Source organism: Acetobacter farinalis (genome assembly GCF_011516935.1).
GTDB lineage: Bacteria > Pseudomonadota > Alphaproteobacteria > Acetobacterales > Acetobacteraceae > Acetobacter > Acetobacter farinalis.
In genome coordinates, this window is sequence record NZ_WOTF01000001.1 from 170,449 (window position 1) to 196,074 (window position 25,626).

Here is a 25,626-nt window from a genome sequence, read left to right on the forward strand (position 1 = left end):
TTTTAAAGCATCCTGCCAGAACCGGCAGGCTGGGCAGGAAGGATATAAGACAGAAGATGGCGTGCCGTGTCTCGACACTGATTTCTCCGCTGCTTCTTCTTGGTGGCTGCGTAATTCTGAGCGGGTGTTCCGGCTCTGAAGCAGCCCGCGCGTTCGGGCTGGAACGCAGCATGCCGGATGAATATACCGTTACCACCCGTGCGCCGCTGTCCATGCCGCCTATGGATGCACTGGCCAGACCGGTCAGCGGGGCTGAGCGCCCGCAGGATGAGAGCGAGCGCCTCCAGGCGCTGGAAACGCTTTCACCTGATGTTGCCCTGCATGGCACCAATGGTGACACCAGCGGTGGCCAGACCATGCTGGTGAATGAAGCCTCTACCGCATCTGATGCCCCGGATGAAGGCGAACTGGGCGAGGCCGGGTCCGGCTTTGTCCGCCAGATCATGTTCTGGAAAGGCGGGAATGCCGGTTCCGCTGTGGATGCCGATGCGGAAAACCGCCGCCTGAAGGCCAATGCCGCGCTGGGGGACAAACCGACCAAAGGCGTCACGCCCACGGTGCACCCCAAAAAATCCGGCCTGTTCTGAGGGGTGAGGTCTGACCATGTCGGACCCGCTTCCCCCCTCCGGTTTTTCTGATCTCTCCGGCGCTGTGCCGCTGCGCCCCACGCTGCGGCGGCTGCCGGAGGTTCTGGTTAACCGCATCGCCGCGGGTGAGGTGATTGAACGCCCTGCGGCCGCCCTGAAGGAACTGGTGGAAAACGCCATAGATGCCGGGGCGCGGCGGCTGGATGTCAGCCTGCAAAAAGGCGGGATAGACCAGATTATTGTGACGGATGACGGGATTGGTATGCTCCCGGATGAACTCACACTGGCGGTTGAACGCCATTGCACGTCCAAATTGCAGGACGAATCCCTTGTTCATATCCGCACGCTTGGCTTCCGGGGGGAGGCGCTGCCCTCTATCGGCGCGGCGGCACGGCTGAGCATCACGTCCCGCCCGCGCGGGGAAAGTGGTGCGTGGACCATTCGGGTTGAAGGCGGCAAGGTTTTCCAGCCGGAACCCTCGGCTGGCGCGCCCGGCACCAGCGTGGTGGTGGAAGACCTGTTTTTTGCCACCCCGGCCCGGCGTAAATTCCTCAAGAGCCCGCGTGTTGAAGGCAGCCACGCGGAAAGTGTGGTGCGGCGTCTCGCACTCGCTGTGCCGGAAACGGCCTTCCGCTTCAGGATGGATGACCGCGTGCTGTTTGACCTGCCCGCGCAGGATATGGCGGCCCGGGCGGCGGCCCTGCTGGGCGCGAACGAGGCAGATGGGTTCCTGAAAATTTATGGCGAGCGGGATGGCATGACACTGTCCGGCTTTGCCTGCGGCCCGTCCGTGCATCGGGCCACGGCGGCGGGGCAGTTCATGCTGGTCAATGGTCGCCCGGTGGTGGACCCTGTGCTGAAAACCGCCGTGCGGGTAGCGTATCGGCGGGTTATCGAGGCAGGGCGGCACCCTGTGGTGGCGTTGATGCTCACCATCCCGCCAGACCGTGTGGATGTGAACGTTCACCCCGCCAAAACAGAATTACGCTTTGCGGATGAAGCCGCCGTGCGCTCTCTGGTGATCGGCACGCTGGGGCGTGCGCTGGAAGGCGGGGCGGGGAATGTTGGGGTGCGGCCCTCCTTTTCAGCCGTCAGGCCGGGGCGCATCTGGTATCCGCCGGAAAACACTCCGCAGCAGCCAGCCCCGCCAGCGCCCGGACAGGCAGCGCCTTTCACCACGCCACACAGCCGCTTTGCAGAGCCACGCCTCGCGTTGGGGGATACCCCTTCCGCCCGCATGCTGCCGCCTTTGCCTCCGGCGGAGGAGGGCGGTCTGTACGAGGCGCATACTGCGGCAGGGCACGGCGCAGGGGGCGGCGGGACCGGGGCTGAAGCTGGAGCCTTCGCGGGCACAGGGCTGTCGGGTGAGATGTCTGACCAGGCCGCCGGGGAGCAGGTCGGCTTTGCTCAAGGGAGCGCGGTGCAGGCTGGCGCGTCACAAACGGGCCTTCAGGGCGATGCTCCTTACGGGGTACCCACGGAGTCGGCTGCGGCGCATCCGCTTGGGGCGGCAGTGGCGCAGGTGCTGGATACTTATGTGATTGCGGTGGCGGCGGATGGTAGCCTCGTACTGGTGGACCAGCACGCGGCGCATGAACGGCTGACGCATGAACGCCTGCGGGAACAGTTTCTGAGCGGGCGTGTACAGGGGCAGCGGCTGCTGGTGCCGGATGTGGTGGAACTGCCACGCGGGCAGGTGGAGTTGCTGGTCAGCCGTCAGGAGATGCTGGCCAGGCTGGGTATTGAGCTGGAAGCCTTTGGCGGGGCCGCCGTTCTGGTGCGGGCACTGCCCGCCATGCTGAACACGAGCGATGCGGTAGGCCTGCTGCGGGACCTGGCCGATGAGCTGGAAGCGGATGAAAGCGGCGCGCCGGATGAAATGCCCACGCTGGACGGGCGGCTGGATGCGGTGATTGCCCGCATGGCCTGCCATGGCAGTATCCGCGCGGGGCGGCGCTTAAGCCGGGAGGAAATGGAGTCTCTGCTGCGGCAGATGGAGGCAACACCCCGGGCTGGCACATGCTCCCACGGGCGGCCGACATGGCTGAAACTCAGCAAAAAAGATCTGGAAAAATTGTTCGGACGGCGCTGAAAACCCTCAGGTTCTCACAGAGTATTGGCGTATGCTCTGCGGAACGTGAACAGAACTTCTCTGGTTTCCTGACCTAAAAAGGGGCAGGGTCAGAATGAAGTGATGAAATCCGGATGGTAAAAACGCCGTGTCCCACGCTCTGCTTGCTTTGATAACTTATGGTCCGCTGGCGGGTGCGCTGGTGGTTTGGCTCGTCTGTCGGGGGGAGGGGCAAAGCCTTCTCGCCCGGTGGGTTGGGCTGGGCACCAGTCTGGGCGTGCTGGCGCTGAGTGTGGGGCTGTGGTGCAGTTTCAACCCGGCAACACCCGGCCTTCAGTTTGAAACCCGGCTCGGCTGGGTGACGGATGCCGGGATTTCCTATCATACCGGGGTGGATGGCATCTCGCTGGTGTTTATCCTGCTCACCGCGTTTCTCACGCCGCTGGCCATTGCCGCCGGGGGGCGGACTGTACGGACGCAGATGCGGGAATTCGTGGTGGCCATGCTGCTGCTGGAAACCGCCCTGTTCGGCCTGTTTTCCGCGCAGGACCTCCTGCTGTTCTATGTGTTTTATGAAGCAACACTCATCCCCGCCAGCCTGATGATCGGGATCTGGGGCGGGGCGAAGCGCGTATGGGCGTCTCTTCAGTTCTTTCTCTTCACGTTTGGTGGCTCGCTGTTCATGCTGATTGCCCTGATCGTGATGTGGCAGCAGGCAGGCACCACCGATATCCCGGCCCTGATGCAGGCGGGCTTCGCGCCTTCCCTGCAAGGCTGGCTGCTGCTGGCCTTCCTGCTGGCCTTCGGCGTGAAGCTGCCGCTGTTCCCGCTGCATGCCTGGCTGCCTGATGCGTATTCAGAAGCGCCTGCTCCGGCTTCCGCCATGATTTCCGGCGTGTTGTCCAAGGCCGGGGCGTATGGTCTGCTGCGGTTCGGGGTGCTGATGTTCCCTGATGCCGCCCACCTGTTCGCGCCGTATGTGCTGGGGCTTGGGGTGGTGGCGATTCTTTATGCGGCCTTTGTCGCGTTTGCCCAGACCGATATGAAGCGGGTGATTGCGTATTCCTCCTTCTCCCACATGGGTATGATTGCCGTGGGCCTGTTCACCCTGACAGCGGAAGGCATTGATGGCGCAATTTTCCAGATGCTCTCGCATGGCGTGGTGATTGCCGCCCTGTTCTTCTGCGTCTCCGCCGTTGCCCTGCGCACGGACACCCGCGAGATTTCCGCTCTGGGGGGCGTGGCCCGGCAGATGCCGGTGCTTGCCCTGCTGACCATGCTGTTCACCATGGCCAATATCGGCCTGCCCGGCACAGGCGCTTTTGTGGGGGAAGTGCTGGTGCTGATGGGGGCCATCCATGTGTCTTTCTGGGTGGCGCTGCTGGCCGGGGGCACCATGATCATGGGGGCGGTGTACATGCTCTCCCTCTATCGGCGCGTGCTGTTTGGTGGCCTGCGGGACACCATGCATCTGCTGCGTGACCTGAGCATGGGGGAGGTTGCCGTGCTGGTCCCTCTGGCGCTGGTTACCCTCTGGATGGGCTTCCACCCCGGCAGCTTTACGCGCCTGTTTGATCCGGTTGTGATGCAGGCCATGCATCATGGTGCGGTAACGGCCTCGGCATCCTCTGTCCAGACCACGCTGCATCTGGCGGCGCGGTAAGCTGTTGCCCGGCTAAGCTGGCGGCCCAGTAAACTGACTTTCCGGTAACTGGTTGCCTGCGCACCGGCTACCCGTTTGCTGGCTGTCTCGGGGTTTCTGCACGGACGGATAAACGGCGCGGCGTTCATTCTTGCTTGTGTGGCATGGAGCAGGGTGGCTGATCGTCCCGGAGAACGAACTCGATCGGCTGAGATAAGTCCGCACGGGCCAAACAGTGTGTGCCCCAGCCTGCCGATGGGCGGGCAGGCCGGGTGGCGTGTTCAGCGGACCGGATGCGTGTCTGTCTGGTTTATCAGGAAAGTTCCAGCGCTATTACAGCTGTTCCGGCAAATCACCCGAAGGGTCTGTCTTGCGCGGGGTCAGCACTGTTCCGGCCGAAGCCACGACAATGCACAGAATGCCTCCCATACGCAGGAGGGAGAGTGTTTCATGCAGCAGCAGAATTCCCGCGCAGGCGGCACAGACCGGCTCCAGACTGTAGAGCACGCCCAGATCCCGTGCGGAGAGGCGGTGCATGGCCTGCATTTCCAGTGCGTAGGGCAGCGCTGAGGAACTGAGCGCGACGAGCACCGCCATGCCTAGCAGGAGCGGGTGGTGCAGCCCCACACCAAATGCCGGGACAAAGCAGGGCAGGAAGAGAATGCTGGCGCTGCACAACAGCCCAAGGGCGCTGGCATGGCCGGGGGAGATCCTGCCTGCCAGACGTTTGCCGAAAATGATGTAGAGCGCCCAGCAGATGGCGGCGCCCACGGCATAGGCCACACCCATCATATCCGGCAGGGCTGCTGTATCCGGGCGCAGCAGCAGGCACAGGCCCAGCACGGTCAGGGCAATCCAGCCGATATCCGCCAGCCTGCGGGAACCGATGAAGGCCAGAAACAGCGGGCCGGTAAATTCAATGGCGACAGTCATGCCCAGCGGAATGCGTTGCAGGGCCAGATAGAAGCACAAGTTCATCCCGGCAATGGCCACCCCGTATGGCATGACCAGCCGCAGGGTGCGGCGGGAGAGGGCGTTCCAGCTTCTGAAAAACAGCACCAGCGCGGCGGCGGCAAACCCCGTGCGCAGGCCCACCATGCCGGATGGGCCGAACAGCGGGAACAGGGATTTGGCGAGAGAAGAGCCGAACTGAAGGCAGATCATACTGCCAATAAGCTGGACCAGCGCCAGAAGGCGCTCCCTGACAGATGTGTTGGGAGAGGAACCGGGCATGCTCAGAAATATCCAGAAGTCCGGAGCATGCCGAACATGACGTTAGAAAAGGGGGGCTGGATCATACATCCAGCAGTTCACCAACAGACTGGGCATGTTCCTGAATAAAGGCAAAGCGGAGTTCCGGCTTGCGGCCCATCAGGCTTTCCACCATCTCCCGTGTGGCCAGACGGTCTTCCGGCAGGGCCACCACGCGCAGCAGGGTGCGGTGCCTGGGGTCCATGGTGGTTTCTTTCAGGTCCGCCGGGGGCATTTCCCCCAGACCTTTAAAGCGGGAGACATCAATCTTGCCACGCGCCTTGAAGGCCGTTTTCATTTTGCGGTCGCGGTCCGCATCATCCATCGCGTAGACGGAATGTGCGCCCTGCGTCAGCCGGTAAAGCGGCGGCTGGGCCAGATAAAGCCGCCCGTTGCGGATGAGGTCGGGCAGTTCACGGTAGAAGAATGTCATGAGCAGGGAGGCGATGTGCGCGCCATCCACGTCTGCGTCGGTCATGATGATCACACGCCCGTAGCGCAGCTTGCTCAGGTCAAACCGGTCTCCCGAGCCGCAGCCGAGCGCTTCGATCAGATCCCGCAGCTCCTGATTGGCGCGGAGTTTTTCCGTGGTGGCGCTGGCCACGTTCAGAATTTTCCCGCGCAGGGGCAGCACGGCCTGTGTTTCCCGGTTACGGGCCTGCTTGGCGGAGCCACCGGCGGAATCACCTTCCACCAGAAAGATTTCAGTTTCTTCCGCCCGTTCCCGCGTGCAGTCCGTCAGCTTGCCGGGCAGGCGCAGGCGGCGCGTGGCACTTTTGCGCAGTGTGTCTTTCTGCTCGCGGCGGCGCAGGCGTTCTTCTGCGCGCTCAATCACAAAGGCCAGCAGGGAATCGGCCTGTGGAGGGTTCTGGGCCAGCCAGTGGTCAAACCTGTCCCGCAGGGCGGTTTCCACCAGTTTGCTCGCCTCAGTGGAGGTCAGCTTTTCCTTGGTCTGGCCCTGAAACTGCGGGTCCCGGATAAAGGCGGAGAGCTTGGCGGCAATCATGCCCAGCACGTCTTCCGCCGTTACCGCGGCCGCTTTCTTGTTGGAACGCTGCTCGCCCCATGCCCGCAGGCCTTTGAGCAGGGCATTGCGGAAGCCTGCCTCATGCGTGCCGCCCTGGGGGGTGGGAATGGTGTTGCAGTAGGATGAGAGGGCCGAGGTGCCGCTTTCCAGAAAGGCGACAGCCCATTCCACCCGGCCATTGTCCGTGCCATTGGCGGCGGGTGGCAGGCTGGCATCACCCGCCCAGAGCGGGGTGAGCAGCGGCGCATTCGGGCCGAGTTCGTCCGTCAGGCTGTCTGCCAGACCGCCGGGGAAATGCAGCACCGCTTCCGCCGGAGTTTCATCCCCCGCCTTGATCAGGGAGGGATCACAGGACCAGCGGATAGTGACGCCGCGGAACAGGAAAGCCTTGGAGCGGCACAGCTTATAGAGGCGGGACGGCACAAATACATGCGCCCCGAAAATCAGCGTGTCCGGCTGGAAGCTGATCTGGGTGCCGCGCCGGTTTTGTGTGGGGCCGACTTTTTCCAGCGCCGTGACGGGTTTGCCGCGTTCATAGGCCTGCCGCCAGATGGCGCGGTCACGCGCGATTTCAACATCCATGCGGGAAGACAGCGCATTCACCACGGAAGAGCCGACTCCGTGCAGGCCGCCTGATGTGGCGTAGGCCTTGCCCGAAAATTTTCCGCCCGCATGCAGGGTGGTGAGAATAACTTCCAGAGCGGAGCGATCGGGAAAGCGGGGATGCGCATCCACCGGGATGCCGCGCCCGTTATCCCGGATGGTCAGACGGTTTTCAGGGTCCAGCCGCACATCAATGGCCGTGGCATGACCGGCCACGGCTTCGTCCATCGCGTTATCCAGCACTTCGGCGGCGAGGTGGTGCAGGGCAGACTCATCCGTGCCGCCAATATACATGCCGGGGCGACGGCGAACGGGCTCAAGCCCTTCCAGAACCTCAATAGCACTTGCGTCATACGCCTGAGGGCTGGTCTCGGCTGGAGTTGCGGACTTCCCCGCAGGCTTGCGGGCGGGCTGGGGCGCAGAAAACAGGTCGCTCATGGATTAGGTCTGTCCCGCTTTGTCGGTGATTCGTCAAGCAGGCCTGTCAGACGTGCGGCGGATGTTAGGCCTGAAACACGGAAACATCCGCCGCAAAGCATGGCCTCAGGCGCGGTGGGCTGTTTTGGCCTTCGTGGCGCGGCGGGAAGGGCGTGCCGGGCGGGAAGAAGCCGGAGCGGCGCAGGTTTCAAAGGACGCGGGCTGGGTGATGTCCTTGGCGTCCGTGTAGTTGGCCAGATCTTCGGCCTTTTCCAGCGCATTCACTTCATCAAACATGGCCAGACGCTGCATGCAGAAGATGGTGCCGGACTGGAGGCCTTTTTCAGACTGCACGTTGGCGAGCTGCGTGATGTAATCATCATGCTCACGCTGGGCGCTGCGGCCATAGGTGGTGCGGAAATAGGAGTTCAGCTTCTGTTCTTCATCCAGCAATGTGCTGCGGAACTTGCCGACAAACGCATTATAGCGGTCCTGCGCGTTGCAGGAGAGCGCTGTGACCATCAGCTCACTTTTCAGCGCCTGAATATTAAAGGCTTCATGCGCGGGGGAGTGGCCGCACGGGGTGGCGGCAAAGGTCACGGTGCTGTGCAGTACACCAAAGGCGACAGCACCGGCGGCAAGAAAGCGGGAAAAAGACATGCGGGTCCTCCGATACATGCTGGAGCGGGCTTGCCTCTTCACATCAAGGTCTCCCCGACAGGCTCAGCGTATGAAACGGTTTCTACAAGGTTTGGTGAACGAAATAGCGTATTCAGCAGAGAAAGATAGAAGTATTTTTTCATACCGCGTCTCAGCATTTCAGCAGGCAGAATTCTCTTTTCGGGCAGGCCGGAACACAGGGATGACACAGTGCTTCTTTCCAGACCCCTAATTTCTGGCAAAATGATGTTTTCTTTGAGCAGAGGGCGGCCTGCTGGCAGGTAAAGTGTGGCTGCCGTGCAGGGCGGAGTAGCTTATCCCTCTTTCTTCCTTCTTCAGTATGTTCTAAAGGCAAAGGCGAATCATGCGGCACTGGTGAGAGATGGGCATAAGTTTGCCTGATTTACCCGCCATACGGTGCGCAGAAGGTTCATTGTATTTAATAAATATTGAAGCGGAGCTGTCGAGTGCGCTTGCGAGGAATTGCCGTTCTGGCGCTAACTGGTGGTATGCTTGCCGGCTGTGCAACAACAGGTGGCCCAGTTCGGACCGGATCTCCCAACCCGTTCGGGTATATGAAGAAATCTGCGGTCTGCCAGACCACCCCTCTGAAAAAAGAGGCAGATGGAAGCCTGAGCACCACCATGACGGTGCGCTCGGATGATGGTCTGTGCGACCTGAAGGTCTCTCAGGACTCCGGGAAGGCCTATGCCTCCTTCGGTGTTTCTCCGGCTCCGGAACACGGTAAGACGTTCCTGTACAGCCTGGATGATGACACACATGTGAGCTACACCCCCACCATGGGATATGCCGGGCCGGATAGCTTCACAGCCATTCTGGTGCCTGGTCCGGGTGCAAAGCGCACAAACCTGAAGGTTACGGTGCAGGTTGATGCCACAGGCGTTGTGCTGCCCAAGGCACCGGCTCCCGTGGTCAAGAAGGCTGAGCCCTCCAAGACCAAGAAAGCCACAACGACCCGCCGTCGTGCGGTCAGCCACAAGAAATAAATCTGTCACGCAAGGGCAGGGGCCGCTGCGGCGGTTGTCCTGCCCTCTGTGAGGCGGGTTGAAACAGAAAACGCGCTGCCACCGGGCCTTCCGGTGCAGCGCGTTTTTTTATGGGCCACCGGTCTTGCCGGTGGCTCCGTAAGCAGGCGGGCTTAAATTGAGAAGGAAATCGGCTCGCTCAATGGGCGCTTCAGGCCACTGTTCTCGGTTTTCTTCACCAGATCATCCAGCGTGGTTTTTTTCATCTGGGCGGTCAGGTCTTTGTCAAACTGCTTCCAGCATGGTTCGATGACCTTGCTGAACAGCGGGCCTTGCGGGCCGTCATCAACATTTGTGTCATCCTGCGTGACGGCATTGATAATATCGACCAGAGAAATATCCCGGCGGGGGCGGCCCAGCCGATAGCCGCCGCGCGGCCCGCGAATGCTCTCCAGCAGGCCGGTGCGGGACAGGGCCTGAAGCAGCGGTTCAATCCCGCGCCGGGCCAGTGCAGACCGTTCGGCAATATCGGCAGCACTGACAGTGCCGGAGCGTCCTGCGTGAAAGGCCACGTCCAGCATGATAAGAACGGCTGTCATGGCTCTGTCCCGACGGAGGATCATGATCTGGTTTCCTTTCACCTCAGAAAGAAGCAAATTTATTGTTAAACATAGGTTGTATGGAGATATAGCAGGCGTTCTTCTGTTTATCTACGCTGATAATTCGTATTATAAAAGAGCCTGAAGAGAAGGCAAAGAAAAGGCGACTTCATGACAGATCTGGAGAAAACCGGAGGCGGTTACGGTTTTGCAGCACCGCGCGGGAAAGTTTACGACTCGGTCCTCGGGGTTGTTGGTGGAACGCCGCTGGTCGCCCTGCCGCACCTCTCACAGGAGGAAGGCCTGAAAAGCCGCCTTCTGCTCAAGCTTGAATTCTTCAACCCGCTGGGTTCGGTGAAGGACCGTATTGGCGCGGCCATGGTGCTGCAGGCGGAGCGGGAGGGGCGTATTACGCCGGGCCGCACAGTGCTGGTGGAGCCGACATCCGGCAATACAGGCATCTCTCTGGGTTTTGTGGCTGCGGCACGCGGCTACCGCCTGATTGTCACCATGCCGGAGGGTGCCTCCATCGAGCGGCGGCGGATGCTCCGGCTGATGGATGTGCAGGTTGAGCTGACACCAGCGCGCCTGGGTATGGCCGGGGCTATTGCCCGCGCGGGCGAGATTATTCAGGAAACACCGGATGCCTGGATGCCGGACCAGTTTGATAACCCTGCCAACCCGGCAGTGCATGCCGCCACGACCGCGGAAGAAATCTGGGTGGATACCAGCGGCACGGTGGACATCGTGATTGCCGGTGTTGGCACGGGTGGCACGGCTACGGGCATTGCAGAGGCGCTGAAGCCGCGCCGCAAGGGGTTACAGGTGTTCGGGGTGGAGCCTACCGAAAGTGCCATTCTGAATGGGGATGAACCTGGCCCGCACGGGATTCAGGGTATTGGCCCCGGCTTCTGCCCGGCGACACTCAATACAAAATTGCTGGATGGCGTGCTGACTGTTTCTGAACGGGAAGCCATTGCGGCGGCCCGCCGCTGTGCGCGGCTGGACGGTATTCCGGTTGGGATTTCTTCGGGGGCCGCGCTGCATGCGGCCATTCAGGTGGCGAAAAAGCCAACCTCTGAAGGCAAGACGATTGTCGCGATCGCACCCTCTTTTGCGGAACGCTATCTCTCGACCTCCTTGTTCTCCGGGCTGTAAGGCGCACCCGGAGCGGGAGGGTGATGTCCTCCCCGTTCTGGAAAGCCTGTTACCGGGTGCCAGACTGGGGCTCGGGGCCGGGCTGATAAGGGGTCGCAGCACAAAAAACGCTGCTCTGGTGGAAAACCGGAGCAGCGTTTTTTTATGTGAAGAACAGACGCAAGAAGCAGCAGAGGCCCGGAGGGCGTGCCGGGTCAGCGGAAGAGAATTTCCACCCGACGATTCTGCGGTTCCTTGGTGTTGGGGCCGGTTTTAACCAGCGGATTCGCTTCACCATAGCCGTGAATATCGATGGTGGAGCCGGGCACGCCATCACGCACCAGTTCAGCCTTCACGATTTCCGCACGGCGCAGGGAGAGCTTCAGGTTGTAGGCCTCCCCACGCTTCTGGCCGGGGAATGCGGATGAGTTATCCGTATAGCCGGAAACGGTAATGCGCGTGAGGCTGGTATGGGCACTGGCCTGAGCCGCCACGGCTACGATGGACCGGGCGCGGGAGGTCAGGGAGGATTTATCCCAGTCAAAGAACACCAGATAGCTGCGGGCCGGCTGCGGGGCCGGAGCCGCGATGGGCTCTGCGGCTGGCGGCGGCGGCGGGGGAGCCGGATTGAACTCATACCGCAGGCCCAGCATCAGGGAGTGGTTGAAATCTGTCTTGGTGTCCCGGTTGCCGGTGGCAAAGCTATAGGGCTTGGACTGATTCGCACCGCCAATGGTGCCCCATGCGGAAGAGCTGTGGGACTGCGGGCCGAGCATCGTCCAGAAGCGGTATTCCGCCGTGGCGGAAAGCCCCACAACCCACGGCATGGGGAAGGAGAGGCCAAAGATGCCCTGATAGGCAAAATTGCCAAACGTGCCGCCTACATGCTGGGACAACTGGTTGCCCGGAGCCGTGATGGAGGTGTTCATGGCTGTCCAGCCATAGCCCACGCCTGCGCCGAAATAGGGGAACAGCCAGGGCTTGCCGATATCCATATCAAACAGGGCATTGGCCATCACGCCGTAGGTCTGGCGGCGGCCATCAGCCTTGCTGGTGAGGGAGTTGGTTACAAACCGCTGGTAGGTCTGATTTCGGTAGTCGCCCTCAATCTCAACGCGGAAGCCATTGCCCAGACCATAGCCGAGAGAGCCGATTCCGGTAGCGCCCGTGCGCCAGCGGTCCCGCCCATCAGGGAACATGTTGGACGTGCGTACACGTTGGTCCTGATTGAAGGAGGCTCCTCCTTCGCCGGCAATGTACAGGCCTTGAACGGGCTGAGCCATGGCTGGAGCAGCAAACAGCAGAAAACCTGTGACAAACGGCGCAGAAAGCAGTGATTGCGCGAGGAGGCCTTGGCGCAGCTTCATGTTCTTCTCCCTGCTGTGGCACTGTTTCCGCAGTGGCCGGGCATTGTGATCTTGGTGCACGAGGCACATATGCCTGCCTTCTTTGCTGTAAAGTGGCCTTGGGTGCAACAGCTTGTGGAAACTGTTTTTAACAACAGCCCCGTTTTATGTGTAATCGGAGCCAGTGGCGTGTGACATAAGTCACACATCTTCAGAAGGTTGCCTGAAAAGCAGGGCGTGATGAACTAATAATAGGATTTTGTGGCGGAAAAGGCCGCCGGAGAGCCCGGAGGCGGCCTGAACGGACCATAACACCTCTGCATTTCAGTGCAAAAAAATGTCAGGCAGGCGGAGTGGACAGGGCAGTTTTTTCTGGCAGCCTCTAGCTCTTATCAGACCAGCGTTGCTTCAAACGGAGGTCTGAAATCCGGCGCTTCTACTTCCAGAACCCATAAATCCGGGTCGTAGCGGATCTGCCGGTCAAGAAACATCTGTGTGTCTTCCGGCGTAAGGGGATGCTCCCCGGAAGCCTTCAGCCATGCGGGTTCACCTTCCGCTGTGCGGGTCTGGCTGAGAAGGACCGCGGTGCCATCCCGCCCAAGCAGAACAACCAGAATGCCCCCGGCATCGGCATCTCCGCGCCGCAGCATCATGGCGGAGCGGCCATCCTGCCCGCACTGGCGGAGGAGTGCGCGGGCCACAAGCTCTGAACGCAGGCGCGGGGGTGTCATCGGGTGTATGTGGCCATCAATGCGAGGCAGGGCCAGAGGGGGCGTTATCATCCGGTATGGCGGAGATGGCCGTTTTGTACCATTTCGGATTTTCAAGCACGGCGCGGGCTGTCTCCAGATCCCGGTCCCCTCCCAGCGCGGCCGGGCAGGCTTTGCGAATGGCCAGAATGCGCGAGACCGGCAGCGGGAAGCGGGCAAGGCGTGAGGCCTCTACCGCCGGCTGGTTGTCCAGCTTTCCGGCCGCGAGGCTGTGCATCTGGCGCGCCATGTCACTCTCGCCAAGGCTTGTGCAGATCTGGGGCATCACCCCCAGGCCCTGCAACGGCCAGTGGAGGGGGGCAATCACACGGCTCCATGTCACGAACAGTTCCCCTTCATCGGGCAACTGCGCCACGGTCTGCACCAGACCCTTGCCGAGTGTAGAACTGCCGATCACCACCGCGCGGCGATGGTCCGCCAGTGCGGCAGCCAGAATTTCCGCGGCACTGGCCGTACGTCCGTCCACAAGGATGGCAATGGGCAGGCCCTTGGTCATGTCTCCGCCCTGCACGGCCCAGATGTGGTTTGCCTGCTGGTCCCGCCCGTCTGTCACGGCGGCCACACCGCGGTCCAGCAGCAGGGCTGCGGCTGTTACGGCCTGTTGCAGCACGCCGCCACGGTTGCCGCGCAGGTCGATAATCAGCCCTTTCAGGGTGGTGTCCTGCGTGGCCTGATCCAGATACTGGCTCATTTCTTCCGCGGTATCGGAAGAAAAGGAGGTCACGCGCAGGACCACCAGCGGGCCGCTGGCAAAGGCGAAAACAGTTTCGGGCGGTACCTTGGCGCGGCGCAGCACAATGGTATGGCCGCGCCTGTGCCCGGGTGTGAGCAGGCGCAGGGTCACGCGGGAGTCTTCCTCACCCCGCAGCCAGCCGGTGACGGTTTCAAGTGATTGCCCTGCGGTCAGCCGGTTATCAACGGCCAGAAGCTTGTCACCCGGGTCAACCGTGGCGGACCACGCGGGGCCGTTGGCATTCACGGCGGAGACGACGATATCCCGCCCCTTGCGCGTCAGGCTGATCCCGGCATCGGCTTCTCCCCCTACGCGGGCCTGACGGTCCGTGGTGGCGGAGGAGGGGCCGATATAGCGGGAATACGGGTCCAGATGGTTGAACAGCTCATCAAAGAACGCCTGCACCAGATCATCCCGGCTGGCGTTGCGCAGGGCCTCGGAGTGGGCGCGGGCGGCCGTCATGAAATCCACCGCCAGCTTTGCCCAGTCTTCCGTATGGCCTGCCGGCGGGGCGGCCTGAGAGATCAGGCTGGTTTGTCCGGCCAGAAGGCGGATGTCCGCCCCGCGGGAATCGAGCGTGAGCATCGGGTCCAGCGCAGTCAGACAGCCCAGACCCCACAGGGTGAATTCCCGGCTGGAGTGCGGCTCCAGTGTGCGCGGGCCGAGAAACTCCAGCGCCGTGCCAATCACGGAGCGGATCAGCCCCATATCAATGGGCGGAGGCTCAGGTTGTGGCGCATCCGGCTGCGCGGGCGCTGCCTGCGGGGCCTCTGGCTGACCGGCGGGGGGCGTATTGCCGGGGTTCGTGCCGCCAGCTTGCGTGTTGGTGGTTTGTGCACCGCCAGTTGTTTGTGCGCTGCTACTCTGTGCACTGCCAGTGTGCGGCGCATCAGTCTGCGCACCACCTGTTTGCGCGTTGCCGGGCGGTGTGCCCGGAGCCTGCGCGCTGCCGGTTTGTGGGGTGCCGGTCCGGGCGTCTCCCGTCTGGGCAGTGGCCGCCTGCGGCTGAGCGGGCTGCGCGCCGCCGGGGGCCGGGGCTGCCGCAGGGGCTGGCTTCGCTTGTGCGGGAGCTGCCGGTGCCGCTGTGGCGGCTTTGGTCGGGGTGGCCTGTGAGGCATCAGGCGGGGCGGCGGGCAGTCTGTCCGGCCCCGGCTGGGGCGAACTGCTCTGCGCGCGCGCAGAGGACGGCTGAGAGATCAGCAGGGTTGCGATCAGAATGCAGGGCAGTGCGCGGCGCAACGGAACGGAGAGCAGGCGGCGGGCTGTGCTAGCTGGCATGGTGTACGGGGGCCGGGGCCACGCTGGAGGACTGGATTTTGCCTGACTGTATGCTGGAGGGGTGGGAGATGGGCACCAGAGCAAGTGTGCCCTGCGCCGGGTGGGTTGCTGTCAGGACAACAGGCAGCACCGCGCAGCTCAGGAACGGGGTTCCTGAACTGAGGTCTGGGCGCTTGGATACCGACTCGTCATTCATCCCTGTTCCATCCGGCAAGGCACGGAAGGAAAGGAAAGACGGAGTTCCTGTTTTCGTCAATGTTATGGCAAGGCCGTTCCGTGTTGCTGCTGTAGCATGGGCCTGCAGAGTCTGCCCGATAAAAGGGGTCAGAAAAATGGCAGCCAGCCTGTTCTGGCAGCTTTGCACCGCGGATGCGGCCCGGCGTTCCGCCATCTGGAGGTGCCCGGCCAGCGCGGGCAGGTCTGCCCTGTCCGGTTCGGGCGTCTTGCGGTTGCTGCCCTGATGCAGGGTGCTGAGGAGTGCGCGGTGTGTCACAAGATCCGCATAGCGCCGAATAGGGCTGGTGGCATGGGTATAATGCGCCAGCGCCAGACCATGGTGCTGCCCCGGCGTTGCGGCATAGCGGGCCATCTGGCGGGGTTGGGGGTGCGTCGGGGCGGGGGCTGGATGCACCCGGAACAGCCCTGCGGCGTTGTGCCGCACCAGAGTTTCCGCCGTGAACCGGTTGGCGGCAATCATGAAGGCCGCCACCAGATCATGCGCGGGCAGGCGCTCCCGCAGGGTAAAGGCGGCGGGCTGGCCATGGGCGTCCAGCGTGACACAATATTCCTCTTCCGGCTGCGTCTGAACGCCTCGGGCTTTTGCCTCTTCCTGCAAGGCGTCCGCTGCGGCCTGAAGTGTGGGAAGCAGGTCAGGCGGCAGAGAGGCAAGGCAGGCGCTCTGCTCTGGCGTGAGGGTGCCATCAAGCGCCTGCTGCACGGTCTGATAGGTCAGGCGTGCCGCACTCTTGATGATCCCCCGGCCCAGTCTGCCAGACAGGATCTGGCCCGCGCCGGTTATGGTCAGCTCTGCAAACAGGCACAGCCGGTCCTCCCCCGGTTTCAGGGAGCACACACCTGCGGAGAGCGCGGGCGGTAGCATGGGCACCACGCGGCCCGGCAGATAGACGGAATTGCCACGCTTTCTGGCTTCGGCATCCAGCGCGGAACCCGGCTGGACATAGTGCGCGACATCCGCAATGGCGATGATCAGCCGGAACCCCTCCGCTGTGCGGGTGGCCCAGATGGCATCATCAAAGTCCTGTGCCGTGGCATCATCAATAGTGATGAGGGGGAGGGTGCGCAGGTCCGTCCGTTCCTCCGCAGAGGTGCCGGAAGCCTCTGTGCCTTCACCTGTGCGCTCATTGGGGGAAGGCGGGAGTGCAACCCGCCGCGCTTCTTCCTCCACTTCCGCAGGGAATTCCGTGGGGATGCCGTGCGTCAACAGGCTGAGGGTGGCGGGCTGGCCCGGAGCGGTGGCTGGCCCGAGAATGGTGCGGATGTGGGCGGCTGGCGGCTGGCCGTCCTGCATGGGCAGGAGGTCGGCCAGCACGACATCCCCGCTGGCCGGGATTGGAGCCGGACGCGGATCTGACCGGGGGTGCGCAGCCTCAGGCGGCGCGGAGACGCAGAAGGTCAGGGTGAGCCTCGGGTCACACGGGATCAGCCGGTCCGGTGCCGGGGGGCTTTCCTTATCCGTGCCCGGTGCGGCAGGCTGGAACACAGCGGCAATCTGCCGGGATGTGCTGGCAAGCAGGCGGATGGGGCGGGCTTCCCGCAGGCTGCTGCCAAGGGCGGGACGCAGGCGGAGAATGACCTCATCACCGGGGAGCAGCAACGCGCCGTCCAGATGGCTGGTGACAAGGGCCGCGCTACTGCCGCGCGGGTCATCCGGGAGGGAGGCGACGGGCAGGCCGTTGCGCCCCATGCGGGTGATGATGCCGCGTGCCGTCTCCGGCAGGCCGGTCACACCCTTCAGCCTGCCGGGTGGCAGCAGGGCGAGATCCCCCGCGACGGCCATGGCGTGCAGGGTGGTCCGCAGGGCAGCTTTCAGATGCGCTGGCAGCCCGAAGGCCCGCAGAATATCGGGAGGGGAGACAGGGGTGCGGTCTGCTTCCAGAAAAGTCCGGAGGGCCGCAGGGTCAGGCAGAGCTGCGGCCCCCGATCTTTTCTGCACGAGGGTCAGTCCGCCTTTTTCTTCCGCGCGGCGGGCTTTTTGGCCGGGGCTTCGGCCCCATCCTCCGCAGCGCTTTTCTTTGCAGCCGCTTTAGGGGTGGCCGTTTTTTTCGCGGCGGTTTTGGTCGTGGCCTTTTTTGTGGCTGTTTTCGGCTCGGCCTTGGCAGCGGTCTTTTTGGCGGCGGCCTTGGGTGCAGCTTTTTTCTTGGCAGCTCCGGCCTTGGCTTTCAGGGGTTTGCCCTTTTCAGCCAGCAGCGCCACGGCCTCTTCCAGTGTCACGTCATTCATGTCCGTGCCACGCGGCAGGGTGGCCACCAGATTGCCATGCTGGGCATAGGGGCCAAACCGGCCTTTGCGCACCAGAACAGGTTCCTGATCTTTCGGGTGGTTGCCCAGCGTGCGGATGGAGGCCAGCTTTTTGGCCAGCGCATCCACAGCGCGGTTCAGCCCGATGGTCAGAACATCGTCATCCTTGTCGAGTGAGCCGAAGATCGCCCCCATTTTCACATAGGGACCAAAGCGGCCGAGGCCTGCTTCAATGGGTTCACCACTCTCGGGGTGCAGGCCCACAAGGCGCGGCAGGGAGAGCAGGCCTACAGCCTGATCAAGCGTAATGGCTTCACCATCCATACCCTTGGGCAGGGAGGCGCGTCTGGGTTTGGCCTTCTTGTCCGCCGGGTCCGGTTCGCCCTGCTGCACGTACAGGCCGTAGGGGCCCTGACGCACGGTGATATCCTCACCCGTATCGGGGTGCTGGCCCAGCACGCGCATGCCGTCCTTCAGGGCGGCCCCGCCTTCACCCTCTTCCGCGCTCTCGGAGGAGAGGCGGCGGGTGAAGGAGCATTCAGGATAGTTGGAGCAGCCGATAAACGCGCCATAGCGCCCCAGCTTGAGGCCAAGGCGGCCCGTGCCGCAGGCGGTGCAGTGGCGCGGGTCTGACCCATCTTCCCGTGGCGGGAAGAAGAACGGCCCCAGATCCTTGTCCAGCGCGTTCAGGACATCTGTAATCGTCAGGTCCTTGGTGTCGGCAACCGCTTTGGAAAACGCATCCCAGAAGTTGGCCAGCACATGTTTCCATTCGGCCCGGCCATCGGAAATATCGTCCAGCAGTTCTTCAAGGCTGGCGGTGAAGGTGGTGTCCACATACCGCTCGAAGAACGAGACCAGAAACGCCGTGACCAGACGCCCGCGCGCTTCGGGAATGAAGCGGCGGTTTTCCAGCGTGACGTAATTGCGGTCGCGCAGCACGGTCAGGATGGAGGCGTAGGTGGAGGGGCGGCCAATGCCGATCTCTTCCATCTTCTTGACCAGTGAGGCCTCGGAGAAACGCGGAGGCGGCTGCGTGAAGTGCTGATCCGCCGTGACGGCCTCACGCTTGAGCGGATCGTGCTCCTTCATGGGCGGCAGCATGCGGGAGTCATCATCCGCCGGTTTGTCCGTATCATCCCGGCCTTCGGTATAAAGGCGCAGGAAGCCGTCAAACGTGATGATGGAGCCGTTGGCGCGCAGCACGGTCTGGTTGGACGGCCCGGCGATATCCACCGCAACCTGATCCAGTGCGGCGGATTCCATCTGGCTGGCCACAGCCCGTTTCCAGATCAGCTCATACAGGCGGCGCTGGTCGGGCGTGAGGTGAGACGCCACGGAGGCAGGCGTGCGGGAGACATCCGTCGGGCGGATGGCTTCATGCGCTTCCTGCGCGTTCTTGGCCTTGGAGCTGTAAAAGCGCGGCTGGGCGGGAACGTAATCCCCCCCGATATGCTGGCCGATATGCTCACGGATGGAGAAAATGGCTTCCTTGGCCATCTGCACGCCGTCTGTTCGCATATAGGTGATGAGGCCCACGGTCTCACCCCCCACATCAATGCCCTCATAAAGCTGCTGTGCGGTGCGCATGGTGACCTGCGCCCCCATGCCCAGCTTGCGGGAGGCTTCCTGCTGCAGGGTGGAGGTGGTGAAGGGCGGCTGCGGGTTGCGGCGCACCTTGCGGCGTTCGACCGAACGTACGGACAGGTTTTCCGCTTCCACGGCCTGTTTGGCCGCGGCGGCCTGTTCCGCATTGCTCAGGTCAAACTGTTCGAGCTTTCTGCCGTCCAGATGCGTGAGGCGGGCGGTAAACGGCGCGCCGGACGGCGTGGCGAGTGCGGCCACAACGGTCCAGTATTCACGCGGTTTGAAAACCTCGATTTCGGCTTCGCGTTCACAGATCAACCGCAGGGCGACGGACTGCACGCGGCCCGCACTGCGGGAGCCGGGCAGCTTGCGCCACAGAACGGGGGAGAGCGTGAACCCGACCAGATAGTCCAGCGCGCGGCGGGCCATATAGGCCTCGATCAGCGGCATATCGAGGTCACGTGGGTGGGCCATGGCGGTCTGGATGGCGCTTTTGGTGATCTCGTTGAAGGTGACGCGCTGGACGTTCACCCCTTTCAGCGCCTTCTTTTCTTCCAGCATGGCGCGGACGTGCCAGGAAATGGCTTCTCCCTCACGGTCCGGGTCAGTTGCGAGATAGAGGGTTTTGGCACCGCGCAGAGCCTTGATGATGGCGGCAACCTGCCTGGTGCCCCGCTCATCCGCCTGCCAGGAGATGGCAAAATCTTCATCCGGGCGCACAGACCCGTCTTTGGGCGGAAGATCCCGCACGTGGCCGAAGGAGGCCAGCACCGTGTACCCATCACCCAGATATTTGTTGATCGTTTTCGCCTTTGCGGGCGATTCGACCACCACAACGTCAGTCATACTCTCTCCGACCTGCCGGAAGCAGCACCTAGATCAGCCATTTTTGCCATGACTGGCAGCAAGAACAACACGCCCGCCGGGGAGTGAGTCCAGACAGCCAGAAAGCTCAAGTTCCGTGAGCACGGTCAAGACGGCGGAAGCTGAGAACTGGCAGCGCCTAACCAGATCGTCAACCGCTATGGGCGTAAAGGAGAGGATATCAAGCACTTTTTCCCGCAGGTCTTCACACGTCCGGGTGAGTGGAACAGGGGCCGCGGGGGCGGAAATGGCCGGAGGATGCGGCGTGAGGCCATGCGTGGCGGGCGTGTGGGCTGAGGCTGGGAAACTGTCCTTCCGGGGTGGGGCGGAGGAGTCTTTTCTCTCGGCTGGCGGAAAAAGCACACTCTGCGCAGCGGTGGGGAGGGGGGCAGCGTGTGCGGGGGGCGCAGGGCTGGAGGGCGCAGGGCTGGAGGGCACAGGCATGGGGGGCAGGTGCGGCAGGATATCGGCCACGCTTTCTGTCAGCACAGCGCCGTTACGGATCAGGTCATTACTGCCCCGGCAGCGCGGGTCGAGCGGAGAACCGGGAACGGCGAAGAGTTCCCGCCCATACTCTCCCACCAGCCGGGCGGTAATCAGCGTGCCGGATCTGGGGGCGGCTTCCACTACCACGCACCCCAGCGTCAGCCCGGCAATCAACCGGTTGCGGCGCGGAAAATGGCGGTGGAGGGGGGCTGTGCCCAGTGGAGCTTCTGTCACCACCGCGCCTTTTTCAGCTATTTCCGCCTGCAGGCTGGCGTTCTGCGGCGGATAGGGTTTGTCCAGCCCGCCTGCAATGGCGGCGATGGTCAGCCCCTGCCGGTGCAAGGCCCCCATATGGGCGGCCCGATCAACCCCCCGTGCAAGACCGGAGACAACAGAGAGGCCGGCTTCCACCAGTTCCGTTGCCAGACTTTCGGCAAGCCGCAGGCCTGAGGCGGAGGCATTCCGCGCTCCGATCAGGCCGATGCCCGGTTTGCTCAGGGCGGAAACATCCCCAAGCACGCTCAGCACGGGCGGGGCATCGGGAATGTCTTTCAGAAGTGCGGGGTAGTCGGCATCAAGCAGGGTGAGAATGCGCCCGCCCATGCGGGCTGTGGCCTCGATTTCACGCAGGATGCTGTCCAGCGGGGGGATAACGAGAGGTGCCCGCCCCCGCAGGGGGAGCCGGGGCAGGGCCTCAAGGGCGGCCTCGGCTGAATGATACTGCGCCACAAGCCGCCGCCATGTGCGCGGCCCCACAGACTCGGTGCGGGCCAGACGCAGGCAGGCGGCAAGCGTGTTCATTTTTGTTTGGGCGGAACCCGTGGTTCGGTGCCATTCAGGATGCGGCTGATATTGGCGTGGTGCCGCATCAGTACCAGCAGGCTGATAAGCAGCACTGCCAAGGGCTTGCTGGAAGTCTGAAAGCTGAACCCGTACAGCGCCAGCGTGACGAGTGGCATCAGGATAAACGCGGCCAGTGCCCCGGCTGAGGAAATGCGGGTGAGCTTGGCCACGCCCAGCCATGCCGCACAGCCCACAAGCCCCGTCAGGGGAGAGAGGGCCAGAAGAGCGCCAAGCCCGGTGGCCACACCCTTGCCCCCCTTGAACCCAAGGAAAATAGGGTAGCAATGCCCGACCACCACCGCCAGCGCGGTGACAGCCATAATCCGGTCTGAAAAATCAGGTGGCGTCATGATCCACGCAATCACCACCGCCAGAGCGCCCTTGGCGGCGTCCAGCCCGAGTGTGGCGGCGGCCAGATCTTTCCGGCCTGTGCGCAGCACATTGGTGGCCCCGATATTGCCGGAACCGATTTTCCGCAGATCTCCGATTCCGGCCATATTGGTCAGGATCAGCCCGAAGGGCACGCTGCCCAGCACGTATCCCAGGAAGGCCATGGCCGCGAGCAGCCACAGCGCGTAGGAAGGAAGAGAGGACATCATGCGGTGTGTGTTCCGTCGTAAACGCGGCGTCCGCCCTTCCATGTGCCCAGCACGCGCCCTTCCAGCGGGCGGCGGTCAAAGGGCGTGTTCTGTGCACGGCCCGGCAGTGTGCCAGCCCGCACCAGCCAGCTCTGGTCCGGCGCGAACAGGCAGAGGTCTGCCGCCGCTCCGGTTGCCAGCGTGCCGCAGGACGCCCCCAGCAGGGCGGAGGGTTTGTGGGTGAGCAGCGCGAGGGCCTGAGGCAGGGTGAGCGTGCCGTCATGCACCCGTGCGAGGGTCACGCCCAGCAGCGTGACCATGCCGGTGCCGCCTGTGGCGGCCTGTGCGAAGGGCAGGCGCTTGTCATCCGCATCACGCGGGAGGTGGTCTGAGGCAATGGCGTCAATCGTGCCATCGGCCAGAGCGGCGCAGATGGCCAGCCTGTCTTCTTCCGCCCGGAGGGGGGGGGAGAACTTGGCGTAGGTGCGGAAGTCGCCAATCGCGTTTTCGTTCAGGTCGAAATAGGGTGGGGCGGTGTCACAGGTCACGGTCAGGCCACGGGCCTTGGCCTGACGGATCAGCTCCACGCCTTCCCCTGTCGAGACATGCCCGAAATGCAGGCGGCCGCCGGTGAGTTCCGCCAGCCGGATATCCCGGGCAATCATGATGGCTTCCGCCGCAGGCGGGATGCCCGGCAGACCCATGCAGGTGGCGAGTTCACCCGCCGTGGCGCAGCCGGAGCCTGCCAGGGAGGGTTCCTCAGGGTGTTGCACAACCATGGCCCCGAAGCCGCCCGCGTAGGACAGCGCCAGACGCATGAGGCGGGCGGGGTCGATCGCGCGGGCGCCATCGGTGAAGGCCACGGCCCCCGCTTCATGCAGCAGGCCGATTTCCGCCAGTTCCTGCCCCTTGCAGCCTTTTGTGAGCGCGCCATAGGGAAGGATGGTGATGGCCCCGGTCTCCTCCCCGCGGCTGCGCAGCAGGCGGACAAGGGCGGGGTTATCAATCGCCGGTTCACAGGTGGGCAGCACCGCGATGGTGGTGATGCCTCCGGCGGAGGCAGCACGGGCGGCGGAGGCGATGGTTTCACGATATTCGTGTCCCGGCTCGCCAATTTCCACGCGCATGTCCACAAGGCCGGGGCACAGGACTGCGCCCTGACCGTCAATCACCTCGGCATTGTCCGGTGCGCCTTCGGCCCCGGCGGTGTCCGTTCCCGCAATTTTGCCGTCACGCACAAGCAGGCGGCCCGGCTGGTCCAGCCCGGAGGCGGGGTCTATGAGGCGGACATTATCAAAAAGACGAGTGCTCATGCTGAATGCCTGCCGCGGGTCAGCCGATCGAGCACAGCCATGCGCACGGCCACGCCCATTTCAACCTGTTCCTGAATCACGCTCTGGCCGGAATCGGCCACCAGACTGTCAATTTCCACACCCCGGTTCATCGGGCCGGGATGCATGACCAGCGCGTTTTCCTTCGCCAGAGCCAGACGGCGTTGGTCCAGCCCGTAAAAGCGGAAATACTCGCGTGCGCTGGGGATCTGCCCGGAAGACATGCGCTCGCGCTGCAGGCGCAGCATCATCACCACATCCACGCCGCGCAGGCCTTCCTCCATGGTGTGGAAGACCTCCACGCCCAGACTTTTAAAGCCGCTCGGCACCAGTGTGGGCGGGCCGATCACACGCACCGTGCACCCCATGGTGGTGAGCAGGTGGATGTTAGACCGCGCCACGCGGGAATGGGCCACATCCCCGCAGATGGCCACGGTCAGCCCCGCAAACCGGCCGCAATGGCGGCGGATGGTCAGGGCATCCAGCAGGGCCTGTGTGGGGTGCTCATGCGTACCATCTCCCGCATTCACCACGCAGGCTTCCACCTTCCGCGCCAGCAGGGCCGGCGCGCCGGACTGGGAGTGCCGCACCACCAGCAGGTCCGCCTGCATGGCGTTGAGTGTGGCCGCCGTGTCCAGCAGGGTTTCCCCTTTGTTTACGGAGGATTGCGCCACGGACATGTTGATCACATCCGCGCCCAGCCGCTTGCCTGCCAGTTCGAAGGAGGTGCGGGTGCGGGTGCTGTCCTCAAAAAAGAGGTTGATCAGGGTGCGGCCCCGCAGCACGTCCCGTGGGACCTTGCGGGAGCGGTTGAGCAGGGCATAGCTTTCCGCCAGATCGAGCAGCGGCTCGATCTGGTCTGGCGTCATGCCTTGCAGACCAAGCAGATGTCGCGTGTGGCGGCCTGAAAAGCTAGCCATGCAGAACGGCCCCAATCCGTGCCAGAGTTTCATCCTTGCCCAGAGCAGCCAGTGTGGCGTCAATCCCCGGTGAGGTGTTGGAGCCTGTCACCGCGGCGCGTAACGGCTGGGCAATCTGCCCGAGCTTGTGCTCACCGGCTTCCGCAAAGCGGCGCAGGGCGGCATCAATATTTTCCGGTGTGAACGCGTCCACCGCGGCCAGTTCACGCGCCACGCCGTCCAGAAGGGTGCGGGCTTCCGGTGTCAGGATTTTTTCTGCCTTGGCGTTGAACTCCAGCGGAACATGGCGGCCGAGGAAGGCGGCACTTTCCGTCAGTTCCACCAGCGTGCGGGCGCGTTCCTTCAGGCCGGGCATCAGGGCCAGAACGCGGGCGCGGACGGTGTCATCCGTGCTCACACCCTCAACGCTTTTCAGGCGGGCCATCACATCATCCGTCAGGCGCGCATCATCGGCCTGACGCAGCCACACAGCGTTGATGTGCAGCAGCTTGGCGTAATCCATGCGGGAGGGAGAGCGGCCAACGCCATCCAGATCAAACAGCTGGATCTGCTCTTCACGGGAGAGGATTTCCGCATCCCCATGCCCCCAGCCCAGACGCAGCAGATAATTGCACAGGGCTTCGGGCAGGTACCCTTCATCCCGGAATTCCACAACGGACTGCGCGCCGTGGCGCTTGGAGAGTTTGGCGCCATCCGGCCCATGAATGAGCGGGAGATGCGCAAAGCGCGGCAGATCCCACCCCATGGCGCGGTAGATCATGGCCTGACGGAAGGTGTTGGTCAGATGGTCATCACCGCGAATGACATGGGTGATGTCCATATCGTGGTCATCCACCACCACGGCGTGCTGATAGGTGGGGGTGCCGTCCGAACGCAGGATGATCATGTCATCCAGTTCGGCATTGGCCACACGGACCTCACCCTGAACCAGATCCTGAAGAACGGTCTCACCCTCGCGCGGGGCCTTGATGCGCACGGCATAGGGGGCGCCAGCCGGAGCTTCGGAAGGGTCACGGTCGCGCCACATGCCGTTGTAGCGGGGCGGCTTGCCGTTCGCCATTGCGTCTTCACGCATCTGCTTGAGTTCTTCGGGCGTGCAGTAGCACTTGTAGGCCAGACCTTTTTCCAGCAGTTGCAGAGCCACTTCCGTGTGGCGATCCTGCCGGGAGGACTGGAAGACAGGTGTCTCATCTGCCGTAATGCCCATCCATGCCAGACCATCGAAAATAACATCGACAGCCTGTTGGGTGGACCGTTCACGGTCGGTATCCTCAATACGCAGGAGGAATTCGCCGCCGTGGTGACGGGCAAAGAGGAAATTGAACAGGGCCGCGCGGGCGTTGCCGATATGCAGCAGGCCGGTCGGACTCGGGGCAAAGCGTGTGCGGATTGTCGTCATGGGGCGCATCCTTATCACGCGCACGCGTGGGGA

General features: G+C 63.2%; 19 protein-coding genes. 5 read left to right on the top strand and 14 right to left on the bottom strand.

Annotated elements, in window-relative coordinates; all coding sequences use genetic code 11:
* Positions 1-56 precede the first annotated feature (56 nt).
* The 3 genes from GOB82_RS00795 to GOB82_RS00805 all read left to right on the top strand — a co-directional run bounded on the left by GOB82_RS00795 (position 57) and on the right by GOB82_RS00805 (position 4,321).
* Positions 57-587, top strand: coding sequence for a DUF3035 domain-containing protein (locus GOB82_RS00795; RefSeq protein WP_166118460.1), 531 nt, complete (start codon positions 57-59; stop codon positions 585-587).
* 16 nt (positions 588-603) lie between these two features.
* Positions 604-2,679 carry a DNA mismatch repair endonuclease MutL gene (mutL, locus tag GOB82_RS00800; RefSeq protein WP_166118462.1) on the top strand — a complete coding sequence of 692 codons (2,076 nt, stop codon included), beginning with the start codon at positions 604-606 and terminating at the stop codon, positions 2,677-2,679.
* A gap of 127 nt (positions 2,680-2,806) precedes the next feature.
* Complete coding sequence (locus tag GOB82_RS00805; RefSeq protein ID WP_166118464.1) at positions 2,807-4,321, top strand: NADH-quinone oxidoreductase subunit M; 1,515 nt, start codon at positions 2,807-2,809, stop codon at positions 4,319-4,321.
* 312 nt (positions 4,322-4,633) lie between these two features.
* Here the strand turns inward: GOB82_RS00805 and GOB82_RS00810 are convergent, their stop codons facing one another.
* The 3 genes from GOB82_RS00810 to GOB82_RS00820 all read right to left on the bottom strand — a co-directional run bounded on the left by GOB82_RS00810 (position 4,634) and on the right by GOB82_RS00820 (position 8,258).
* Complete coding sequence (locus tag GOB82_RS00810) at positions 4,634-5,533, bottom strand: EamA family transporter (RefSeq protein WP_166118466.1); 900 nt, start codon at positions 5,531-5,533, stop codon at positions 4,634-4,636.
* 61 nt (positions 5,534-5,594) lie between these two features.
* Complete coding sequence (gene parE, locus GOB82_RS00815; RefSeq protein ID WP_166118468.1) at positions 5,595-7,619, bottom strand: DNA topoisomerase IV subunit B; 2,025 nt, start codon at positions 7,617-7,619, stop codon at positions 5,595-5,597.
* Between the two features lie 105 nt (positions 7,620-7,724).
* The gene (locus GOB82_RS00820; RefSeq protein WP_166118470.1) at positions 7,725-8,258 is read right to left on the bottom strand and encodes a hypothetical protein; all 534 of its coding nucleotides are present in this window, start codon (positions 8,256-8,258) and stop codon (positions 7,725-7,727) included.
* Between the two features lie 467 nt (positions 8,259-8,725).
* On the opposite strand from GOB82_RS00820, the gene GOB82_RS00825 reads away from it, so the two are divergent.
* Positions 8,726-9,265 carry a hypothetical protein gene (locus GOB82_RS00825; protein ID WP_166118473.1) on the top strand — a complete coding sequence of 180 codons (540 nt, stop codon included), beginning with the start codon at positions 8,726-8,728 and terminating at the stop codon, positions 9,263-9,265.
* A gap of 152 nt (positions 9,266-9,417) precedes the next feature.
* Here GOB82_RS00825 and GOB82_RS00830 read toward each other — a convergent pair whose 3' ends face one another.
* Positions 9,418-9,867, bottom strand: coding sequence for an RrF2 family transcriptional regulator (locus GOB82_RS00830; RefSeq protein WP_166118475.1), 450 nt, complete (start codon positions 9,865-9,867; stop codon positions 9,418-9,420).
* 147 nt (positions 9,868-10,014) lie between these two features.
* Here GOB82_RS00830 and cysK point away from each other — a divergent pair, with 147 nt between their 5' ends.
* The gene (cysK, locus tag GOB82_RS00835; RefSeq protein ID WP_166118477.1) at positions 10,015-11,001 is read left to right on the top strand and encodes a cysteine synthase A; all 987 of its coding nucleotides are present in this window, start codon (positions 10,015-10,017) and stop codon (positions 10,999-11,001) included.
* A gap of 194 nt (positions 11,002-11,195) precedes the next feature.
* On the opposite strand, the gene GOB82_RS00840 is transcribed toward cysK, so the two are convergent.
* From GOB82_RS00840 to gltX, 10 genes are all read right to left on the bottom strand, one after another.
* Positions 11,196-12,347: an OmpA family protein gene (locus tag GOB82_RS00840; RefSeq protein ID WP_166118479.1), complete on the bottom strand. Its 1,152-nt coding sequence runs from the start codon at positions 12,345-12,347 to the stop codon at positions 11,196-11,198.
* Positions 12,348-12,718: 371 nt separating this feature from the next.
* Positions 12,719-13,057, bottom strand: coding sequence for a DUF1491 family protein (locus tag GOB82_RS00845; RefSeq protein ID WP_166118481.1), 339 nt, complete (start codon positions 13,055-13,057; stop codon positions 12,719-12,721).
* A 16-nt stretch (positions 13,058-13,073) separates the two neighbouring features.
* On the bottom strand, positions 13,074-15,107 hold the full coding sequence (locus GOB82_RS00850) for a S41 family peptidase (protein ID WP_242007127.1): 2,034 nt from the start codon (positions 15,105-15,107) through the stop codon (positions 13,074-13,076).
* Positions 15,097-17,280, bottom strand: coding sequence for an RNB domain-containing ribonuclease (locus GOB82_RS00855; protein WP_166118483.1), 2,184 nt, complete (start codon positions 17,278-17,280; stop codon positions 15,097-15,099). The genes GOB82_RS00850 and GOB82_RS00855 overlap by 11 nt, the downstream gene beginning before the upstream one ends.
* Positions 17,281-17,285: 5 nt before the next feature.
* Positions 17,286-20,018, bottom strand: a complete 2,733-nt coding sequence (gene topA / locus GOB82_RS00860) for a type I DNA topoisomerase (protein ID WP_166118485.1) — start codon at positions 20,016-20,018, stop codon at positions 17,286-17,288.
* Positions 20,019-20,051: 33 nt separating this feature from the next.
* Entirely contained in the window at positions 20,052-21,323 is a 1,272-nt protein-coding gene (dprA, locus tag GOB82_RS00865; RefSeq protein ID WP_166118488.1) for a DNA-processing protein DprA, read from the bottom strand.
* The gene (plsY, locus tag GOB82_RS00870) at positions 21,320-21,961 is read right to left on the bottom strand and encodes a glycerol-3-phosphate 1-O-acyltransferase PlsY (RefSeq protein ID WP_194300330.1); all 642 of its coding nucleotides are present in this window, start codon (positions 21,959-21,961) and stop codon (positions 21,320-21,322) included. The genes dprA and plsY overlap by 4 nt, the downstream gene beginning before the upstream one ends.
* Entirely contained in the window at positions 21,961-23,256 is a 1,296-nt protein-coding gene (locus GOB82_RS00875; protein ID WP_166118492.1) for a dihydroorotase, read from the bottom strand. The genes plsY and GOB82_RS00875 overlap by 1 nt, the downstream gene beginning before the upstream one ends.
* The gene (locus GOB82_RS00880) at positions 23,253-24,194 is read right to left on the bottom strand and encodes an aspartate carbamoyltransferase catalytic subunit (protein ID WP_166118494.1); all 942 of its coding nucleotides are present in this window, start codon (positions 24,192-24,194) and stop codon (positions 23,253-23,255) included. The genes GOB82_RS00875 and GOB82_RS00880 overlap by 4 nt, the downstream gene beginning before the upstream one ends.
* A complete protein-coding gene (gene gltX / locus GOB82_RS00885) occupies positions 24,187-25,593 on the bottom strand; it encodes a glutamate--tRNA ligase (protein WP_166118496.1) in 1,407 nt (468 codons plus the stop codon). The genes GOB82_RS00880 and gltX overlap by 8 nt, the downstream gene beginning before the upstream one ends.
* Positions 25,594-25,626 lie beyond the last annotated feature (33 nt).

Bases quoted from the DNA above. Each gene is read 5' to 3' on its own strand.
- GOB82_RS00820 (WP_166118470.1), bottom strand. From the start codon at position 8,258: ATGTCTTTTTCCCGCTTTCTTGCCGCCGGTGCTGTCGCCTTTGGTGTA.
- parE (WP_166118468.1), bottom strand. From the start codon at position 7,619: ATGAGCGACCTGTTTTCTGCGCCCCAGCCCGCCCGCAAGCCTGCGGGG.
- GOB82_RS00850 (WP_242007127.1), bottom strand. From the start codon at position 15,107: ATGCCAGCTAGCACAGCCCGCCGCCTGCTCTCCGTTCCGTTGCGCCGC.
- plsY (WP_194300330.1), bottom strand. From the start codon at position 21,961: ATGTCCTCTCTTCCTTCCTACGCGCTGTGGCTGCTCGCGGCCATGGCC.
- GOB82_RS00810 (WP_166118466.1), bottom strand. From the start codon at position 5,533: ATGCCCGGTTCCTCTCCCAACACATCTGTCAGGGAGCGCCTTCTGGCG.
- cysK (WP_166118477.1), top strand. From the start codon at position 10,015: ATGACAGATCTGGAGAAAACCGGAGGCGGTTACGGTTTTGCAGCACCG.
- mutL (WP_166118462.1), top strand. From the start codon at position 604: ATGTCGGACCCGCTTCCCCCCTCCGGTTTTTCTGATCTCTCCGGCGCT.
- gltX (WP_166118496.1), bottom strand. From the start codon at position 25,593: ATGACGACAATCCGCACACGCTTTGCCCCGAGTCCGACCGGCCTGCTG.
- GOB82_RS00845 (WP_166118481.1), bottom strand. From the start codon at position 13,057: ATGACACCCCCGCGCCTGCGTTCAGAGCTTGTGGCCCGCGCACTCCTC.
- GOB82_RS00880 (WP_166118494.1), bottom strand. From the start codon at position 24,194: ATGGCTAGCTTTTCAGGCCGCCACACGCGACATCTGCTTGGTCTGCAA.
- GOB82_RS00830 (WP_166118475.1), bottom strand. From the start codon at position 9,867: ATGATCCTCCGTCGGGACAGAGCCATGACAGCCGTTCTTATCATGCTG.
- dprA (WP_166118488.1), bottom strand. From the start codon at position 21,323: ATGAACACGCTTGCCGCCTGCCTGCGTCTGGCCCGCACCGAGTCTGTG.
- GOB82_RS00875 (WP_166118492.1), bottom strand. From the start codon at position 23,256: ATGAGCACTCGTCTTTTTGATAATGTCCGCCTCATAGACCCCGCCTCC.
- GOB82_RS00840 (WP_166118479.1), bottom strand. From the start codon at position 12,347: ATGAAGCTGCGCCAAGGCCTCCTCGCGCAATCACTGCTTTCTGCGCCG.
- GOB82_RS00795 (WP_166118460.1), top strand. From the start codon at position 57: ATGGCGTGCCGTGTCTCGACACTGATTTCTCCGCTGCTTCTTCTTGGT.
- topA (WP_166118485.1), bottom strand. From the start codon at position 20,018: ATGACTGACGTTGTGGTGGTCGAATCGCCCGCAAAGGCGAAAACGATC.